The sequence below is a fragment of the Haliea sp. genome (assembly GCF_040221975.1).
Lineage (GTDB): Bacteria > Pseudomonadota > Gammaproteobacteria > Pseudomonadales > Halieaceae > Haliea.
Genome location: NZ_JAVJWR010000033.1, coordinates 415,427 through 433,051 on the forward strand (window position 1 = coordinate 415,427; position 17,625 = coordinate 433,051).

Genomic DNA, 17,625 nt, shown 5'->3' on the forward strand with positions numbered 1-17,625 from the left:
TTGGTGCCCGGGACCGGAATCGAACCGGTACGATCGCAATGATCGGGAGATTTTAAGTCTCCTGTGTCTACCAATTTCACCACCCGGGCGCTGCGTGGAGGCGCCATAACCGGCGCGGCGGCATGATAGCACACCGCTTTTGGTGAACAAGTTGCGGCCGCGCCGCGTGCTACACTGGCGGCAACTGAATTCCCTGTTTGGTGGACATGCGCAAGCTCTGGATTTTGCCTGTCGCGCTGCTGCTGGCACTGCTGGCAGCCGGTGCTGTCCTGCTGTCCTCGCCGGCGCTGCTGGTGCCCACACTGCAATGGGGCGTGGAGCGGTTCAGCAGCTACCGACTGGAGATCACGGGCCTGGAAATCCGGCCGCGCACAGTCGGCCTGAGCCTGGAGACACTGCACCTTTACCAGCAAGGTGTAGATGGTCCCGCGCTGATCTCGGTCCTCGGTTTCAATGGTGACAGCCGCCTTCGGGACCTCCGGCAACAGGACCTGGCCAACACCACCCTGAGCGCAGACAGCGTCATCGTCTACGTGGCCGCCGATGACGCCGCTGAAGACCCTACCCCGGAGCAGTGGTTGCAGTACCTGCGCTTCCTGCCGCAGCAGCTGGATGTCGCCACGATCCATGTCATCAACCAGCATGGTGACGTGTCCATATTTCCAGTCGAGAACCTCTCCGGGCGACGCACCGGCAGCGACGGGTTCTCCGCCGAATTGCGCGCAGACATAGACGGCGCACCGCTGGACGTTGCGCTCACGCTGAGCTCCATCAGGCGGGAGCTGGATCGCGGCGGGGTCAACTTCACGGCCAGTGTTGAAGCACCGGATAGCGCCACCGAAGCCCGGCTGGAGGGCCTGTTTGAAGCTCATGCGGAGTCCATTCACTATGATGTGACAGTCAACGCACGGTTTCCGCAGGTATCCACCCTGCTCGCGGCATTTCCCGCTGCGCCGCCACTGGCCGGCGCCCTGTCGCTGCGGGGGCGACTGTCGGGCGACCTGCAAGACTACGAACTCTCCGCTGCCGGCTTTGAACTGGACAACCGTCCCGCCTACTTTTTTGAGGCCAGCGGCGATCTGCAGCGGGTCGATGGCGCGGACCCGACCCTGTCCCTGATCGCGTCCGGGGAAATGGACTCTCTGAAGTATTTTCTGCGCTGGCTCGAGCTGGATCTGGCACCACTGGGCGGCATCCGGGCCAGCATTGCCCTGTCGGGGACGCTGGCGGCGACTGCCGTCGACCAGCTATCCATTGTGACCCAGAGCAGTGAGGGACTGTGGATTACCCTGAACGGTTCCTCTGGCCCCGGCAGCCTCGGCAGCGCCGAGTTGCCCGCCGACGCCGACTTTACCCTCCACGCCCATGCACCAGGTCTTGCGGTTCTCGATCCCTGGCTGAGCCAGCCGATCGGCTTTGATGCCGGCCCCTGGCAACTCTCGGCCAGGCTGGTGGAGGCGGAGGGTGATCTCGGCATACAAAATATCCAGGCACAACTGGGCGCCGCCGCTGCCACGCTATTGCGCGCCACTGACGGCACAGCGCGCATTGACCTGGATCGATTGGACGATCCGGGCGGGATCCAGGACATTGATGTAGCGCTTGCGGCGGCCAGTTCTGATCTGGCGGTGCCGGCCGGATGGCTGGGGCAATCGCTGCCTGCGGGCTTCAGTTTGGAGGCGAGCACCAGGTTGACGGGCAACGGCGCGGAACTGACGCTCACTGGCGGCGTCGGGACAGTTCGTCATGAGCAGCTTGAGATAACCTTCAGTGAGGCAGGTGTGCGGCTGTACCAGGCAGAGGACTACCGGCCCCTGGGTGGGCAGGCCAGCTTGCACTTGCGGGCAAAGGAGCTCGCGTCCCTGTCCGATCTCGCCGGATCGCCACTGCCGGACCTGGGCAGGCTGGAGCTTACCGCCAGGGCGCGCCAGCGCGACCAGCGTATCGACCTGCAGGACATCACTGCCAGAGTGGCTGGCCCCCAGCTGGATATCACGGCTCGCGGCAGTGCCCGGGATATTGCCGGCGGGCGCGAGATCAGCCTGGAAAGTGCCGTGGATCACCTGGACATCGGCGGGCTCATCGCCCTGTTGACGCCGGCAACAACGCCCCCGGTGAACCTGGGCACACTGACCGGGGGCTTCAAGATGTACGCCAGCGGTGGCGACTACTCGCTGTCACATCTGGCGCTGGCCAGCCCGTCATCATCCCCCCTGCAGCTGCGGCTGGATGGAGGCGGAAACTACAATGCGAAGCAGACCTGGCAGGGCGAATTTACCCTGGATTTCGGCAGCGATGATCGCGCCCTACTGGAGGCATTGAGCGGTCTGCCGCTGGCACCGGTGGGGGGTTCCATGGCCCTGAGCATAGACCCGGCCACCGCCACGCTTGCCAGCAAAACCCGGGTGGGCACTACGGAACTGGCGCTGAATGTCCAGGCCAGCCACAGTGAGGGCAAGCTCAGCGGCCTGAGCGCCAGCCTGGAGTCGCCGCTGGCGAGACTGCGTGATCTGGGCTTGCAGGCCACCGGTACCGATGAGGATAGCTACCGGCCAGCAGAAAAGCTGGAACCTGTCGCCGAGAACACGACGCTGCAACGGCTGCTGGAGCTCGCACCGACGTACCCGCTGGACCTGCGGCTGGCGCTGGGTAGTCTGCAGGGAGACGAGAGCCGCTTCGACGACATCAACGTGCACATCACCGGCGCCGACACGACCTACCTGCTGCGGGAATTCGACTTTGTCTATGCCACTGCTCCCGCCCAGATCCGCGGCGTGATCGATATCAGCCTGACCCCGCCGGGACTCAGTATCGCGGGCCAGGCGGAATCGATTCCGCTCAACACCCTGTCGCGCGACCTCGGTATCGAGACGGATATCAGCGGTGCCCTGAACGTGCGCGGGGGCCTCAGCGGTCAGGGCGCCACCGGAGCCGAACTGCTGGCCCAGCTGGACGGCACGGTGGGGGTCGCGCTGGAAGCCGCGACCATTGAGGGCGCCGCCTATGATGTGCTGGCAAGCGGCATCCTCACCTGGCTGTTCTCCGGCGCTGCCAGGGAGGAATCGACCTACCTGGACTGCGTGATGGCCCAGTTCAGCCTGGAGGATGGCGTCGCCCGCAGCAATGACATCTTCGTGGAATCACCGAACATGATCGCCACCGGTAGCGGCGAGTTCAACCTCCCCGCCAGGACCCTGGCCCTGACGCTCACTCCGCGCTCGAAATCCCGCAGCATCCAGATCCCTTCCAGCATCAGTCTGCGGGGGGACATGGCCAGCCCACGGACCTCGGTGTCCCCTGTCACCACTACCCTGGACATGACCAGCGAGGCCCTGCTGTTCCTGCCCCGCCTGGTATTGAGGATTTTCGGTATCGGCAAGCACGACAAGAGCGCGCAGCGCAGCTGCGTGATTACAGTCAACCCGTAGACCGGGCCGAACCGGCAGCCATCGTGGTATACTGCGGAAGACAATAAGACAGGCACTGATGGACCAGACTATGGCATCTCCCCGGGGCGAATTCAGTTCAAGATTCGGTTTTATCATGGCAGCGGCCGGCAGCGCCGTCGGCCTTGGCAACATCTGGGGGTTCCCGACCCAGGCCGCGAGCAATGGCGGTGCGGCTTTCCTGCTGGTCTATCTGGTGCTGGCCTTTACTCTCGCCTATCCGGCACTCATGGCAGAGCTGATCATAGGCCGGCACGCTCATGCCAACGCCGCCAATGCGCTGCGGCTGATCTCACCCAATACCGGACTGCGACGGATTGGCACTGCGACCGGTGTCACCGGTTTTATCGTCGCCAGTTTTATCCTCAGCTTCTACGCCATTGTTGCCGGCTGGATGCTGGCGCACTGCCTGGCCGCTCTGGTGGAGTTGTTCCGGTTCGACACTGTCGCCGCGTGGCTGACGGAGTTCGGCTTTGCCCGCAACCTGGGATTCATGCTGGTCTTCATGGCGCTGACGGTGGGCATAATTTCCGAGGGTGTGCAGCAGGGTATTGAACGCTGGTCCAGCCGGCTGATGCCCATGTTACTGGTATCATTGGTCCTCCTGGTGGTGTACGTGTTCACCCTGGATGGCGCCATGGACGGGCTGCGTGTCTACCTGCTGCCGGACTTCGAGCGCGCGCTGGCGCCGGATCTGATTCTGAAAGCGCTGGGGGCCGCCTTTTTCTCGCTGTCACTGGGCGTCGGCACCATGCTGATCTATGGCTCCTATATCAGCGATCGCGAGAACCTGCCGGTCGTTGGTGGCCTGGTCACGCTGGTCGACATCTGCATCGCGGTCATGGCCGGCTTCCTGGTGTTGCCGGCCATGTACGTGGCACTGCACAACGGCGTGGAAATCTTTACCGCGACCGGCGAGCTGATCTCCGAGGACACGCTGATTTTCAACGTCCTGCCACGGCTGTTCGACACCATGGGACTGGCCGGAGTGCTGGTGGGCTTTGTATTTTTCTTCCTCATGAGCATCGCCGCCCTCACCTCCTCCATCTCCATGCTGGAGGTGCCGGTGGCCTATACCATTGAGGAACACGGTGTCGACCGCAAGGTTGCGGTGGTGGTGATCGGTATCCTGATCGCCATTGCCAGCACGGTGATCCTGCTCAATTTCGAGCTGCTGTTCGGACTGGTAATAGCCGCCACCACCCGCTACAGCCAGCCGCTGCTCGGCTTCATGTTCTGCCTCTACGCTGGCTGGGTATGGCGCCGGGATCAGCTGCTGCAGGAGCTGCGCAAGGGCAATGACCTGGTTGAGCACAGCCTGTTCTGGAAGATATGGCCCGGCTATGTGCGCGTGGTTTGCCCGGTCATCATCCTGCTGATTTTTGCCCAGTCATTGCTGGGTTAACGCCGCGAGGGCGATGCTGCCGCTGTCTTCGATGTACTGCGTCGGCAGCAGGCCGCGAAAGTCAATCTTGGCGGTGAACCGGTAATCCAGCACATCGCCGCGGCTGTGACCCAGATTGCCAAGCAGGCGCAGCACTTCCAGCAGATTCACCCCGGCGTCGATGACAACCTGTTCTTCCGTATACCCTTCGATGCGCGGCACCTGGTTGCTGACCCCACTGATCAGCTCCCGTCCCAGCAGCTGCATGCCATAGCTGATCCCGGCGATATCCAGGGCCCGGGCATTGGGATTGGCGATGCGCAGGACGACCTGAAAGCGTGGGCCATTACCCCCGGCAGGAAGACTGCGCACGCTGTCCACACTGACCTTGGGGGCTTCGATCCCCTGCATCAGGCTACTGCAGCCGCCCAGAGCCAGCGCCAGCATCGCCGCCAGCAACAGACGCATACCGTGCGCAGTCATGATGCGTCCCTGTCGCGGGGGGTAACTGACAGGAAAAAGATACCGTAACCAAGGCTCGCCACAGCGAACACCATTGCCACCCAGTCGCCCGTTTGCAGATACATCCAGCCGCTGAACACCAGCATCGCCAGGGTCACCACAATTCCTATGGCCCGCGCAGTCTGTGTCACCTTTTCGCTCCACTGTGGTATTCTCGATCCCGTCCAGAAACCGCCACGGGAGCGCATAATAGCATTAGCATGGCAAAGTTCATTGTTATCTTCATGTCGGTCCTGGTGGGTTTGTTCACTGTGGAAATGCTGCAGCCGGTGCAGGCAGCGGTCATTCAGCCTTTTACCGCTTCGCTCGCGACCCTGAGCGCCGCCTTGATCACGCCCTTCGACGGCAACGTGCTCGCATACGGAAGGGTTATTGCCCACAGCGTCAACAATTTTGCGGTATCCATAGAATCAGGGTGCAACGGCGTCGAAGCCGCGATCGTGCTGATTGCCGGCGTTCTCGCCTATCCCGCGCCCTGGCTCTTTCGGATCGGGGCCATACTCGCGGGCTTCCTGACCATCCAGGTGCTCAACATTGCCCGCATCATCAGCCTTTTCTACCTCGGGCAGTGGAACTATGAAATATTCGAATGGACTCATCTGTACCTGCGGCCAGTATTTATCATGCTTGACGTGCTGATTGTGTTTGTCCTGTACCTGCGCTTCCTGGAGCGGCGCCGGCCGATAGCGGTCACCAAGGCATGACCCTGTACCGATTCATCGGACTGGTGGTCCTGCTGATGATCCCCTGCTTTGCACTCTGGTATGGCCTCGGGGCACTGCCGGCAGCGCCTGCCATTTGGCTGACTCAATTTGCCCTGCCCTGGGCGGCTCCGGATATCATCCACTCGGTAACGCTGGATCAACACCAGTTGATGGTTTTCAGTCGCTTCGGCGAGCGTGACGATGCCATCGTTCCCCTCGCCCAGGCAGAGTATCAACTGGCGTTCCCGCAGAGTGTCCGACTCCTGTCCTATTCCATCCCTTTCTACACAGCGCTGCACTGTGCCAGCCGCATCAAGGACTCTCTTGGACGCTATGCCAGAGGCGTGATTGTGCTGTGGTTCCTGATGTTTACAGGCTTCGTGGCGGTCGCTTTCAAGGACGTGATGGTCGCTGTCGGGCCGATGATGCACGAGGCCTCCTCCCTGCCCCTGCCGCCACCCTCCGCCATCGCGCTACTGTACCAGTTCAGTACGCTGATCGTGCCGACAGTGGCGCCGATACTGCTCTGGGCGTGGGCCGTGCGTGACAGCCCTCATTGGCAAGCGCTGTTGCTGGGGCGGGCAACAGGTACTGCTGCAGACAGCGATCAGCAGCGGTGATACCCCCGCGTTCAGGCGGCATCCCCCACGGGGCTGTCGGCGACGTCCCTGAGCAGCCCCTGGTACTCCTCCCCGCGTTCCTCCAGTACCGCCTGCAGGGCGCGCTCCATCAGCCAGCGAGCCTGGCAGGTGTAGGCATAGATACAGGCGTGTACAGCCGCATCGTGCCAGTTTTCGATTGAGCAGCTCGAAGAGTATTCCTCGAAATGGCTGAGTGAACGGATCAGGTCGGCGATATGGCGAGGGCACTCGCAGTCGAGGGTACTTTTCAGTTGCCGGGCTGCACGCAGCTGCAGCTCACTGAACTGGCGCGGCTTGGCGCTCATCAATTCCCCGAGATTGGCATCCCCCTGACTGGTGCTTTTGTCCGCCACGCTGCGGGCGAGTTCAAACGCCAGATAAGCGGGTTCCGGGGGGAAGGTGGTGGCAGCAATGTTTTGCTGTTCCAGCGCCTGCAGCCAGCGCTCGTTGGCAAACTGGTAGGTAACCAGGGCCTTCTCGACGTCCAGGTCCCGCATCAGATCCCCCACTTGCCGGGTCTGCGAGCCACTGAGGTTGGCACATTCGACGACCAGGGAATCAGCCGGACCGATTTCCTCGCAGAACTGCGGGCTGATCTCCGCCAGCGGCAGCCGCACCAGCAGTGCATCCACACCTGCCAGGCAACCCTGGTGTTCCTCCAGCCACTCGCAGAGCTGGAGCCCAATGAAAATGACTCTCGGTTTGGGCGTCGGCACCGCAGCACGGCCACTCTTGCCGCGGCTGCGGAGCAGCATTTCCAGGGTCTTGCGTTCGGTAGAGGCAATTTCACCGATTCGGGAGCCGCTGCTCACCAGCGCAGCAACCAGCTGCAAATGCTCCAGATCGGCCTGGGTATACTGGCGTCGTCCAGTTGCCGACTTGTGACTGGCTCCCAGCCCGTAGCGACGCTCCCACACCCGCAGTGTATCCGGCTTGAGACCCGTAAGTCGGGCAACGGTGCCAATTCCGTAGAGGGGGCGGGGTTCCATAACAGCCTGATCCATGAGCAGAGCCTCGATAGTTGGTCGAACTTGTTACGCTGCGATGGCCTGACTGGATGAGTTGCCCAACTTGTGTTCGCATGTTATCTGGACAACTGTCTGGTTTGCTTGTCCAAGGAAATGCCAGAGGGCGTATAAACAGCAAACCAGGAAGGAGCTGTATTGTGGAAAACTGGAAAACTGAAACCGATGACAGGGAACTGGAACGGCTGTTTGCGGAAGCCCGCCGCTATCCACTGCTGAGTGCCGGCCAGGAGCGCGACATTGACGGCAGCAAATGGCAGGCCGTAGCTGACATCCAGGCACTGCTGCTCGCCAGCGAGGGAGGGCGCGCATTCTTCCGCGACCTGCTGGACCGGATCGTCGCCCAGCCACCAGATGTTGCACAATTCGACAACCGCGACCATCACTTCCTGCTGCGCCGCGAACTGGTGGCGTACCTGCCCGGCGGAGCGCATGCCAGTGGGGTAGTCCAGCTGGCATCAGCACTGGCAGCTGATGACCTTGTTGCGGCCGGGGAAATCGCAACCGAGATGGCTCTGCCGGCCAGCCTGCTGGTCGGCATGGCCAGTGTGGTCGGCCGCCATAACAAGCACGACGCCAAATGTCGGGTGGCGGACGCCCTGCTGGCGTGGCAAGCGACCGCGGAAGGCACCGATCGGAGCGTTCGCCGCTACCGTCTGGAGCCGGCCCAGTCGGCGAGTCTCAAACTGTCGTTGTCGCGCTTCAACCAGGCCCGTGACACCCTGACTCTGCACAATCTGCGCCTGGTCTACTCCATAGCCGGGAAATACCTGGGCAAGGGCGCCCCCTACCGTGACCTGATCCAGGAGGGGACGCTGGGCCTGATTCGCGCCGCGGAGAAATTCGAGGCGCACAAGGGCTACCGGTTCAGCACCTACTGCTACAACTGGATCTCGCAAGCGGTGCGCCGCTACGTCAACGACGGCGCAGCACTGATCCGATACCCCACCCACGTGCGCGAGCAGGTAGGCAAACTCTACCGTGAGCGCAACGCCATCTGGTCGAGCACCGGAGAGGAACCCTCCGAGGAAGCGCTTGCCAGCGCGGCCGGCATCGAACCGGAAAAAGCCCGGCAGCTGCGACAGCTGCGCAATATGGCCGTATCCCTGGACCAGCCACAGTACGCGGATGATGACGAATCACTGCTCGACAGCGTTCCCGGCGGCCCGTTTCAGGACATTGCCGCACGCGCGGAAACCGCCTCCCTGCAACGTTGCCTGCTGCAGGAGATAGAGCAACTGGAGCCTGCGGAACAGGAGGTCGTCATCGCACGTTGGGGCCTGCATCGGGGGCCACCCCTGAGTCGGGCAGAAGTTGCCGACAAAATGCGGGTCAGCCGCGAATGGGTGCGTCAACTTGAGCGTTCAGCGCTGGAAAAACTGAGCCACAACAGTACTGTACAGGATGCCGCCCGTGATCACGGCAACCTGTCGCCAGCTTGAGTACCGAAAATCGCTGCCAGTGTGTCGTCAATGCCGGGATAGCGGTACTCGAAGCCGGCGCGTCGCAGGCCGGCGGGCAACACCCGCTGGCCACTGAGCAACAGTTCGCCAGCCATTTCCCCGAGCAGCAGCCGCATCACAGGGCTGGGCACGGGCATTCCTGGAAGGGTCCGAAAGTGCTTGCGCATGGCATGACAGAATTCGCGCTGGGTTACCGGACCTGGCGCGGTAAGGTTGAAGGGGCCTGCCAGCGTATCCTCGGCAAGCAGAAACTCCATTGCGGCCACCACATCCTGACGGTGAATCCAGCTCAGATACTGGTGGCCACTGCCCGGCCAGCTCGCCACACCGAAACGGAACGGCAACGCCATCTCCTTCAGGGCACCGCCCTGCCGGTCCAGAACCACGCCGAGGCGCAGCAGACAGGTGCGTATTCCCGCCTCCGCTGCACGGGCGGCCTCCTGTTCCCAGGCTTGGCACAGCTCGCTGGAAAAGCCGCTGCCGGGCGCTGCCTCTTCCGTCAGCGCGTCATCTCCGCGCGGACCGTAGTAACCGATTGCACTCGCGCTCAGCAGTACCCGCGGGGGCTCGGCAGATTCAGCAAAATACGTCACCAGCGCCCGGGTTCCCTGTACGCGGCTGGCGACCAGCTCCTCCTTGTAGGCTCTGGTCCAACGCTTTCCCGCAAGGGACGCGCCAGCAAGATTGATGACCGCGTCGGGCGCGGAATCAGGCGACAACTCTTCCAGGGAGCGCAAGAAAGTACACTGGGCAGTGTCCCGGTGCCGGCTGCGGCTGAGAATACTGATGCGATGCCCCGCCTGGAGCAAATGCGGCACCAGAGCCTGGCCGATGAAACCGGTACCTCCCGTGATCAGGATGTGCATGTCCTCTCCTCTTCCGCAGCAGCGTAAGACACCATCATGAACAATGTCATGCCTGAACTGCAACAGCTGCTGGCCGTGCTCCAGGAGCAGCCGCGTCTGGTGGTACTTACCGGCGCGGGCATCAGCGCCAGTTCGGGTATCCCCACCTACCGTGACGCCGACGGGCAGTGGCTCTACAGCACTCCGATACAGCACCGGGACTTCCTCCAGGACCCCGCCATCCGGCAACGCTACTGGACCCGGTCCTGGCTGGGATGGCCGGGGGTCCGCGATGCCAACCCCAATATGGCGCACCGGGCCCTGGCCCGGCTGGAACACGCCGGCGCCATTGAATTGCTGGTCACCCAGAACGTGGACCGCCTGCACCAGCGTGCCGGCAGCGACGCGGTAGTCGATCTGCACGGGCGTCTGGACCGGGTGCGCTGCCTCACCTGCGGGGTGTATTCTCCACGCGATGGCATGCAGCACCGACTCCTACAGGCAAACCCTCACCTTTCCTCGCTGGCGGCCGGCGCCGGTTCGAGACCAGATGGCGACATGTCCCTGCCCGATAGCCAGGCGCGACATACGGTTGTCCCGCAGTGCCTTGTCTGTGGGGGGGGCCTGATACCCGACGTCGTTTTTTTCGGCGGCACGGTACCCAGGGAGCGAGTTGCGCGTGTCACTTCTGCAATCGCGGCTGCCGATGCCCTGCTGGTTGTCGGCTCTTCCCTGCAGGTCTACTCGGGCTTCCGCTTCTGCCGCGCGGCCCATGCCGCGGGCAAGCCTTTGATTGTGATCAACCCGGGCATCACCCGCGCCGACACCATCGCCAGCCTGAAACTGGCGACGCCCTGCGAACCGCTACTTGACGAGCTGGCAAACATCCTGGGCGACCGCGCCAGCCACCCCGCCCATACCTGAGCTGCGGGATGGACAGGACAAAAAAAACCCGCGCTCTCTGGCGCGGGTTTTTCCTTTCCTTTTGCGACTTCAGTCGACAAGAATCGTCAACTCTATCAGCGGACTTCCGGCAATTTCCGCCGGCGACGGATCGCGGGCGATAACAGTATAGTTGACGCCCCCTTCGAGAGTGACCGTGCCGCCGCTGTCGAACGCCACCACCGACTTGTCACCGGCAGCGGTAACGGTGACCCAGTAGTTTCCCGGCGTCAGCGCGATTTGCCCAGTGGTGCCGGGATAGGCGAGATCCGAGATTGCCGCATCGGCGTCCGCGATCACCCCGTCGGCAGTGAGATAGACGTCGACCGGAATCTCGCCAGCGACGATCGAGGAACCGTGGATGACCTCGACTCTGGCGGCAGTGGCAATGTTTCTGCGGTCATCGCTGGTAACCAAAGCCTCGATTGAATTGGCCGCAAATGAGCCCAGGGCCAGCACTGTGTAGCTTGCAGTCTGCTCCAGAGCAAGGTCGACATCTATCGGTGCGATACTGTTATCCGCGTTGGCGGCGACCACCACATTGTAGGTCCCCGCGGGCACCTCGATATCTCCGTAGGCACTTGCTGCCGGAAACGGCACATTGGCAAGTACGGTCGCTCCATCGACAATCACATCCACGGCGGGCGTATCTGCCGAATTGTGCACCACACGCACGGACGCACCCATGCTCGGGTCGACAACTTCTGTTGCGCCCTCTGCACCGACCGCCAGCAGGTTGACAGGATTGCTGCCGACCTTGAAGGTGTTATTGATTGCCAGTACCAGTACTTCAGTGCCAGCGGGGAAACTGAGGATCCCACTGTCGTACACCACCGCATCGCTGCCATCACCGGTAATCCTGACCCGATAGTCGGTGTCGGGCTCCAGCGCAAGAGGGCCGAGCGCATCACCAAACCCGGCATCAATCGGGGCGGCTGAAGCGAGGGGATCATCGGGACCCGTCACGTAGATATCCACATCGCCAGCCACAGGCGCAGCGTGCATGACCGACACACGAACACCGGAAATATCTTCTTCAATGGCTACCGGATCCAGTACTTTGGCCTTTAGATTCAGCTCTCCGTCAGCATCAAACAGCGCGTCATAGGCGACGACATCGGTCCTGACACCTTCCTCCAACACCAGTTCCACTGGCCCGATGACGGTGACCTCGGAACCATCCGCAAGCACCCCCCTGACCTCAACTTCAATCGAGCCGGGGTTGTCAATTGTGAGCAATCCGGAACTCTGCCTGAATGCCACCTCCTCCAGGGCAAGCTCGCCGTCGACATACACATTGACATCGGGAGCATCCGCGCCGGCGTGGGTGACGCGCAGCTGAGCGGGCTGGACCGCTGGCGGCGGGGGTGGCGGAGGGGTCACCTCCGGCTGGGCGGGACTGTCCGAACTGTCGCTACAGCCAACAATGGTGGCCAGAACTGCCGCCAGGCACAACGATCGTGACACTTTCATACTTTTTACCTCTCCAGTGGGGTTAGCAATCAATACGCTGCCCTGACAAAAGCCAGATTAACCGTGGCAGGCGGATCCTCTGGAGAACAGGGACAAAAACTGGACACGTACGCGGTTGCAGGCCACTCGAAGGGTTATCATGCGCCTCTGCCCGACTGCCCTGTCCTCGAGTGACAACCATGACCACAACCATCTACCTGTTCCGCAACGACCTGCGTCTGGCTGACTTGCCGGGCCTTGCAGCTGCGGCGGCCAACGGCCCGGTACTGCCCGTCTACATTCTCGATGACGACGCCGCTGGTGATCGCGCTCACGGTGGCGCCAGCCGCTGGTGGCTGCACCACAGCCTGCGGGCACTGGCCGCCGATATCGCCGCCGGTGGCGGGCAGCTGGTGCTGCGCAGCGGCGATACGGTGAGCTGCCTGCAGGAACTGGCCGCCGTCAGCGGCGCCGGTGCCATTCACTTCAGCCGCAGTTACAGCCCCTGGGAGAGGGCCCTTGAAACCAGGCTGAGGCAGGAGTTCGATGGCGGTGTACACCTCAAGCGCTTCCCTGGCGTGCTGCTGCATGAGCCAGAAAGTATCGCCAACCAGACGGGAGAGCCGTTCAAGGTCTTCACCCCGTTCTGGCGCCACTGCCGGCGCCAGAACGGTCCGGGGCTGCCGCTGCGCACCCCGTCCGGGGTCACCTGGAGCAAGCCACAGAGCAGCTCCGACTCGCTTGAGGACTGGGCGCTGCTGCCGCGCAATCCGGACTGGGCTGCGCATTGGCCAAAGCTGTGGACACCCGGCACCGCAGGGGCCCGGCACGCCCTGGAGCAATTCCTGCGCCACCGCTTGCAGCGCTACGCCAGCGGCCGCGACCACCCGGCCGAGAATGCCACCTCGCGGCTGTCGCCACACCTCCGTTTTGGCGAGATCTCGCCGCGCGAGATCTGGCACAAGGCCCGGGAACTCGCCGCGCGCAATCCACAGCAGCAGGATCAGGTGGACAAGTTCCTCAGCGAACTCGGCTGGCGCGAGTTCTCCTATCACCTGCTGTATCATTTCCCGACCATTCCGGAAAAGCCCTTCAAGGAGCAGTTCTCCGACTTCCCCTGGCTGGGCAACCAGGCGCAATTGCGGGCCTGGCAGCGAGGCCAGACCGGGTACCCGGTCGTGGATGCCGGGATGCGTGAACTGTGGCACACCGGCTACATGCACAATCGTATCCGCATGGTGACGGCGTCTTTCCTTAGCAAGCACCTGTTGACCCACTGGCGGGCAGGGGAACGCTGGTTCTGGGATACCCTGGTGGACGCGGATCCCGCCAGCAATACCTGTAGCTGGCAGTGGGTTGCCGGCAGCGGCGCCGATGCGGCCCCTTACTTCCGCATTTTCAACCCGGTCATCCAGGGCGAGAAGTTCGATGCCGACGGCGCCTATGTGCGGCACTGGGTACCTGAAGTCGCCCGCCTGCCGGATCGCTGGCTACACCGGCCCTGGGAGGCTACAGACGAGGTGTTGTCCGCGGCGGGTGTTGTCCTCGGCGACAACTATCCGCGTCCCCTGGTTGATCACCGCCAGGCCCGGGAGGCGGCACTGTCAGCCTATCAGCAGATCCGCAGCGGCTGATACGCCCCCGGATACAAGCGGTGACGACTGGAATTCTGTGGGCGCAACGCCGATACTAGACAGCAACCGGGAGCAGCCACCCCGAAACCTACATATCCCAGATTTGGAGAACCGACATGATCACAACAGCACGCAGCGCGCTCTACCCGGCCCTCTTGCTGGCCCTTGGGCTCAGTGCCGGCCCCGCCAGCGCGGATATCGCCGAGGTGGTCGACGCCGAGGGCAACAGGATGTCCTTCGAATACGAGGGCGACCAGCTGCGCATCAACATGAATCAGGAAAACAGCTACATGCTGGTGCGGGGCGAGCAGATCTATGCGGTCACCGACAACGACGGCGAAATCATGGTTATCGACGTCAAGCAGACCCTGTCCATGTTCGGCAACATGGCCCAGTCCGCGATTCCCGATATGGCTGCGGTCAATGTGGAATCACTGGAAGCCACCGGCCGCAGCGAAACGGTCGCCGGAATCCCCGGAGAAGTGTACAACCTCAAGTATACCGATCAGGAAGGCAGGCGCCAGGAATCAGACATGGTGCTGTCTTCGGATCGCCGTGCCATGGGGTTCCGCGACGCCGTCCATCGCATGGCATCAACCATGTCCAGCATGCTCGCCCAACAGGGCACCCACGACCGCCTGCAGGCGCAACTGGATGGCATGAACCTCGGTGTGTTGCGCTATGGCGAAGACATGCGCGTGACTGCCATCACCGAAACCCAGGTCGCCGACGCCCGCTTCGTGCTGCCCGCAGAGCCCACAGACCTGTCCGGGCTGGGTGGCCTGTTCGGGGCAGGCGCTACCGGTGGCGGTGAAGGCGGTTTCATGTCCGGGATCCTCGGTGGTAACGCGGCGGAGAAAGCCGCCGAGCCAGAGGATGAAGCCGAAGATCAAGCGGCCAATCCGATAGAAAACGCCGGCAAGGAGATCGGCAAGGCCTTTGGCAAGCTGTTCGGCAACTGAGCGGCACTTGTGCCGGAGATTGAACTGGCACCAGCGGCGGCTTTAGGGCAAAATGCGCCCCTGATTTTACGAGGGGTTGCCGCCGCATGGCAAAAGAAGACCAGATCGAAATGGAGGGCGAGGTTATCGACACCCTGCCCAATACCACCTTTCGCGTCCAACTGGAGAACGGACACGTTGTGACCGCCCATATCTCCGGCAAGATGCGTAAAAACTATATTCGCATCCTTACCGGCGACAAGGTACGGGTGGAACTCACGCCCTATGACCTGACCAAGGGCCGTATCACCTACCGCGAGCGGTAGGCTTTTCCTAGGCCGGTTCGGCCTCGGTTTCCTCGACCAGCACCTCCAGGTCATCGCGTGCCGTGTTCACGCGCACCCGGGCCACCCCACCGGCCTGGGACAGGGAACCGAACAATACCAGCTCCGCCAGCGGCTTCTTGATGTGCTCCTGGATGACCCGGGCCATCGGCCGGGCGCCCATGTTGCGGTCGTAGCCTTTCTCCACCAGCCACAGGCGCGCATCCTCGTCCACGTCCAGCGTTACCCGCTTTTCGTCCAGCTGACCCTGCAGCTCGGTCAGGAACTTGTCCACCACGGTCAGGATAATGTCCTCGCCAAGAGGCTCGAACTGCACAATGCTGTCGAGACGGTTGCGGAACTCCGGCGTAAACAGGCGATTGATCGCTTCCATCCCGTCGGTGCTGTGATCCTGGGTGGTGAACCCGATCGTGCGGCGGCTGATGCTCTCGGCGCCAGCATTGGTAGTCATCACCAGGATAACGTTGCGGAAGTCGGCCTTGCGGCCGTTGTTGTCGGTCAGGGCACCGTGGTCCATGACCTGCAGCAACAGGTTGAACACTTCCGGGTGAGCCTTCTCGATCTCGTCCAGCAGGATGACCGCATGCGGATGCTTGGTCACGGCGTCCGTCAGCAGACCACCCTGGTCGAAGCCGACATAGCCCGGAGGCGCACCGATCAGGCGCGACACTGTGTGCCGCTCCATGTATTCGGACATGTCGAAGCGGATCAGCTCCAGCCCCAGCACCCGCGCCAGCTGGCGCGTCACCTCGGTTTTACCCACACCCGTGGGGCCTGCCAGCAGGAACGAGCCGATGGGCTTGTCACCGGAGCGCAGCCCGGCACGCGCCAGCTTGATCGACGTCGCCAGACTGCTGATGGCCCGATCCTGGCCAAACACCACCATCTGCAGGTTCTGCTCGAGTTTCTGCAGGGTCTCGCGGTCATCCGAGCTGACCGATTTCGGCGGAATTCGGGCTATTTTCGCCACCACGGCCTCAATATCCGCCACCCCGATCACTTTTTTCCGCTTCGACGGCGGCTGCAACTGCTGATAGGCACCGGCTTCGTCAATGACGTCGATGGCCTTGTCCGGGAGGAATCGGTCGTTGATGTACCGGGCCGAGAGGTCGGTGGCGACCCGCAAGGCCTTGTTGGTATAGCGCAGGCCGTGGTGTTCCTCAAAGCGCGATTTCAGCCCCTTGAGGATCTTGTAGGCATCATCAGGCGTCGGCTCCATCACGTCGATCTTCTGAAAGCGGCGACTCAGGGCCTTGTCCTTGTCGAAAATGCCGCGGTATTCCTGGAACGTGGTTGAGCCAATGCAGCGCATCTTGCCTGACGTCAGCAGCGGCTTGAGCAGATTGCTGGCATCCATGACGCCACCGGAGGCCGCGCCCGCGCCGATAATGGTGTGGATCTCGTCGATAAACAGGATCGCGCCCTCGCGCTTCTTCAGATTGGCCAAAAGGCCCTTGAAGCGTTTTTCGAAGTCACCGCGATACTTGGTCCCGGCCAGCAGGGCGCCCAGGTCCAGCGAGTAGACCACGCTGTCCTTGAGCATCTCCGGCACTTCGCCGTCCACAATCATTTTCGCCAGCCCCTCGGCAATGGCCGTCTTGCCAACACCGGACTCGCCCACCAGCAGGGGATTGTTCTTGCGCCTGCGGGCCAGGATCTGGGCTACCCGCTCCACTTCCGGTATGCGCCCGATCAGTGGGTCAATGCGCCCGGCCTTGGCTTCCTCGTTGAGGTTGGTCGCAAAATTGTCCAGCGGGTTGCCCTCACCCTCCTCTGTCGGCACACCCTCGGCACCTGCCGCACCGGGTTCACCGCCCTCGTTGTCCTCGGACACCTTGGAAATGCCGTGAGTGATGTAATTGACGACGTCCAGGCGGGCAATGCTCTGGGTCTTGAGGAAGTAAACGGCCTGGCTCTCCTGCTCGCTGAAGATCGCTACCAGCACATTGGCACCGGTGACTTCGCTGCGACCGGAGGACTGGACGTGGAATACCGCCCGCTGCAGCACCCGCTGGAAGCCCAGGGTCGGCTGGGTCTCGCGTTCGTCATTGTCCTCGGGAATCAGTGGCGTAGTGGCATCCACGAACTCGACCAGATCACCCCGCAGAGCCTTGATATCAGCGCCGCAGGCCTTGAGGACACGAATTGCGTCGTTATTGTCCAGCAGTGCCAGCAACAAGTGCTCCACCGTCATGAACTCGTGACGCTTGCCCCGTGCCTCCCGAAACGCCTCGTTCAGCGTCAGTTCCAGGTCCTTGCTCAGCATACTTTACCACTCCCGG

General features: G+C 62.5%; 15 protein-coding genes and 1 tRNA gene. 9 read left to right on the forward strand and 7 right to left on the reverse strand.

The window, feature by feature from the left end:
• Position 1 precedes the first annotated feature (1 nt).
• Positions 2–89: transfer RNA gene (locus tag RLO07_RS16940), tRNA-Leu, on the reverse strand.
• Positions 90–206: 117 nt separating this feature from the next.
• Between RLO07_RS16940 and RLO07_RS16945 the strand changes: the two genes are divergently transcribed.
• Together RLO07_RS16945 and RLO07_RS16950 are read left to right on the forward strand one after the other, a co-directional pair.
• Positions 207–3,428 carry an AsmA family protein gene (locus RLO07_RS16945; RefSeq protein WP_462293318.1) on the forward strand — a complete coding sequence of 1,074 codons (3,222 nt, stop codon included), beginning with the start codon at positions 207–209 and terminating at the stop codon, positions 3,426–3,428.
• A gap of 70 nt (positions 3,429–3,498) precedes the next feature.
• Positions 3,499–4,851, forward strand: a complete 1,353-nt coding sequence (locus RLO07_RS16950; RefSeq protein WP_462293319.1) for a sodium-dependent transporter — start codon at positions 3,499–3,501, stop codon at positions 4,849–4,851.
• On the opposite strand, the gene RLO07_RS16955 is transcribed toward RLO07_RS16950, so the two are convergent.
• Positions 4,837–5,313 carry an LEA/WHy family protein gene (locus tag RLO07_RS16955; RefSeq protein ID WP_462293320.1) on the reverse strand — a complete coding sequence of 159 codons (477 nt, stop codon included), beginning with the start codon at positions 5,311–5,313 and terminating at the stop codon, positions 4,837–4,839. The two genes, RLO07_RS16950 and RLO07_RS16955, sit on opposite strands and share 15 nt — an antisense overlap.
• Complete coding sequence (locus tag RLO07_RS16960; RefSeq protein WP_462293321.1) at positions 5,310–5,483, reverse strand: hypothetical protein; 174 nt, start codon at positions 5,481–5,483, stop codon at positions 5,310–5,312. Before RLO07_RS16960 ends, RLO07_RS16955 begins: the two co-directional genes overlap by 4 nt.
• Positions 5,484–5,552: 69 nt before the next feature.
• Between RLO07_RS16960 and xrtH the strand changes: the two genes are divergently transcribed.
• Positions 5,553–6,056, forward strand: a complete 504-nt coding sequence (gene xrtH, locus RLO07_RS16965; protein WP_462293322.1) for an exosortase H — start codon at positions 5,553–5,555, stop codon at positions 6,054–6,056.
• A complete protein-coding gene (locus RLO07_RS16970) occupies positions 6,053–6,676 on the forward strand; it encodes an exosortase H-associated membrane protein (RefSeq protein ID WP_462293323.1) in 624 nt (207 codons plus the stop codon). Before xrtH ends, RLO07_RS16970 begins: the two co-directional genes overlap by 4 nt.
• Positions 6,677–6,687: 11 nt before the next feature.
• On the opposite strand, the gene RLO07_RS16975 is transcribed toward RLO07_RS16970, so the two are convergent.
• Positions 6,688–7,686 carry a MerR family transcriptional regulator gene (locus RLO07_RS16975; RefSeq protein ID WP_462293324.1) on the reverse strand — a complete coding sequence of 333 codons (999 nt, stop codon included), beginning with the start codon at positions 7,684–7,686 and terminating at the stop codon, positions 6,688–6,690.
• A gap of 176 nt (positions 7,687–7,862) precedes the next feature.
• Here RLO07_RS16975 and RLO07_RS16980 point away from each other — a divergent pair, with 176 nt between their 5' ends.
• Entirely contained in the window at positions 7,863–9,164 is a 1,302-nt protein-coding gene (locus RLO07_RS16980) for a sigma-70 family RNA polymerase sigma factor (RefSeq protein WP_462293325.1), read from the forward strand.
• Here the strand turns inward: RLO07_RS16980 and RLO07_RS16985 are convergent.
• Complete coding sequence (locus RLO07_RS16985) at positions 9,140–10,051, reverse strand: TIGR01777 family oxidoreductase (RefSeq protein WP_462293326.1); 912 nt, start codon at positions 10,049–10,051, stop codon at positions 9,140–9,142. The two genes, RLO07_RS16980 and RLO07_RS16985, sit on opposite strands and share 25 nt — an antisense overlap.
• A 48-nt stretch (positions 10,052–10,099) precedes the next feature.
• On the opposite strand from RLO07_RS16985, the gene RLO07_RS16990 reads away from it, so the two are divergent.
• Positions 10,100–10,954: an NAD-dependent protein deacetylase gene (locus RLO07_RS16990; RefSeq protein ID WP_462293327.1), complete on the forward strand. Its 855-nt coding sequence runs from the start codon at positions 10,100–10,102 to the stop codon at positions 10,952–10,954.
• Positions 10,955–11,023: 69 nt separating this feature from the next.
• Here RLO07_RS16990 and RLO07_RS16995 read toward each other — a convergent pair whose 3' ends face one another.
• Positions 11,024–12,445 (reverse strand): DUF4397 domain-containing protein, encoded by a 1,422-nt coding sequence (locus tag RLO07_RS16995; RefSeq protein ID WP_462293328.1) that lies wholly within the window; start codon positions 12,443–12,445, stop codon positions 11,024–11,026.
• A gap of 179 nt (positions 12,446–12,624) precedes the next feature.
• Between RLO07_RS16995 and RLO07_RS17000 the strand changes: the two genes are divergently transcribed.
• The 3 genes from RLO07_RS17000 (at position 12,625) to infA (ending at position 15,325) form a co-directional block, all read left to right on the forward strand.
• Entirely contained in the window at positions 12,625–14,058 is a 1,434-nt protein-coding gene (locus RLO07_RS17000; protein ID WP_462293329.1) for a cryptochrome/photolyase family protein, read from the forward strand.
• A 116-nt stretch (positions 14,059–14,174) separates the two neighbouring features.
• Complete coding sequence (locus RLO07_RS17005; RefSeq protein WP_462293330.1) at positions 14,175–15,020, forward strand: hypothetical protein; 846 nt, start codon at positions 14,175–14,177, stop codon at positions 15,018–15,020.
• An 86-nt stretch (positions 15,021–15,106) separates the two neighbouring features.
• Positions 15,107–15,325 carry a translation initiation factor IF-1 gene (infA, locus tag RLO07_RS17010; protein WP_027948202.1) on the forward strand — a complete coding sequence of 73 codons (219 nt, stop codon included), beginning with the start codon at positions 15,107–15,109 and terminating at the stop codon, positions 15,323–15,325.
• A gap of 7 nt (positions 15,326–15,332) precedes the next feature.
• Here the strand turns inward: infA and clpA are convergent, their stop codons facing one another.
• Positions 15,333–17,609, reverse strand: coding sequence for an ATP-dependent Clp protease ATP-binding subunit ClpA (gene clpA, locus RLO07_RS17015; RefSeq protein ID WP_462293331.1), 2,277 nt, complete (start codon positions 17,607–17,609; stop codon positions 15,333–15,335).
• Positions 17,610–17,625: the final 16 nt, after the last annotated feature.

Excerpts from the sequence above, each read along its gene's own strand:
- RLO07_RS16945 (WP_462293318.1), top strand. The coding sequence starts at position 207 with ATGCGCAAGCTCTGGATTTTGCCTGTCGCGCTGCTGCTGGCACTGCTG.
- RLO07_RS16950 (WP_462293319.1), top strand. The coding sequence starts at position 3,499 with ATGGCATCTCCCCGGGGCGAATTCAGTTCAAGATTCGGTTTTATCATG.
- RLO07_RS16955 (WP_462293320.1), bottom strand. The coding sequence starts at position 5,313 with ATGACTGCGCACGGTATGCGTCTGTTGCTGGCGGCGATGCTGGCGCTG.
- xrtH (WP_462293322.1), top strand. The coding sequence starts at position 5,553 with ATGGCAAAGTTCATTGTTATCTTCATGTCGGTCCTGGTGGGTTTGTTC.
- RLO07_RS16970 (WP_462293323.1), top strand. The coding sequence starts at position 6,053 with ATGACCCTGTACCGATTCATCGGACTGGTGGTCCTGCTGATGATCCCC.
- RLO07_RS16975 (WP_462293324.1), bottom strand. The coding sequence starts at position 7,686 with ATGGAACCCCGCCCCCTCTACGGAATTGGCACCGTTGCCCGACTTACG.
- RLO07_RS16985 (WP_462293326.1), bottom strand. The coding sequence starts at position 10,051 with ATGCACATCCTGATCACGGGAGGTACCGGTTTCATCGGCCAGGCTCTG.
- RLO07_RS16990 (WP_462293327.1), top strand. The coding sequence starts at position 10,100 with ATGCCTGAACTGCAACAGCTGCTGGCCGTGCTCCAGGAGCAGCCGCGT.
- RLO07_RS16995 (WP_462293328.1), bottom strand. The coding sequence starts at position 12,445 with ATGAAAGTGTCACGATCGTTGTGCCTGGCGGCAGTTCTGGCCACCATT.
- RLO07_RS17000 (WP_462293329.1), top strand. The coding sequence starts at position 12,625 with ATGACCACAACCATCTACCTGTTCCGCAACGACCTGCGTCTGGCTGAC.
- RLO07_RS17005 (WP_462293330.1), top strand. The coding sequence starts at position 14,175 with ATGATCACAACAGCACGCAGCGCGCTCTACCCGGCCCTCTTGCTGGCC.
- infA (WP_027948202.1), top strand. The coding sequence starts at position 15,107 with ATGGCAAAAGAAGACCAGATCGAAATGGAGGGCGAGGTTATCGACACC.
- clpA (WP_462293331.1), bottom strand. The coding sequence starts at position 17,609 with ATGCTGAGCAAGGACCTGGAACTGACGCTGAACGAGGCGTTTCGGGAG.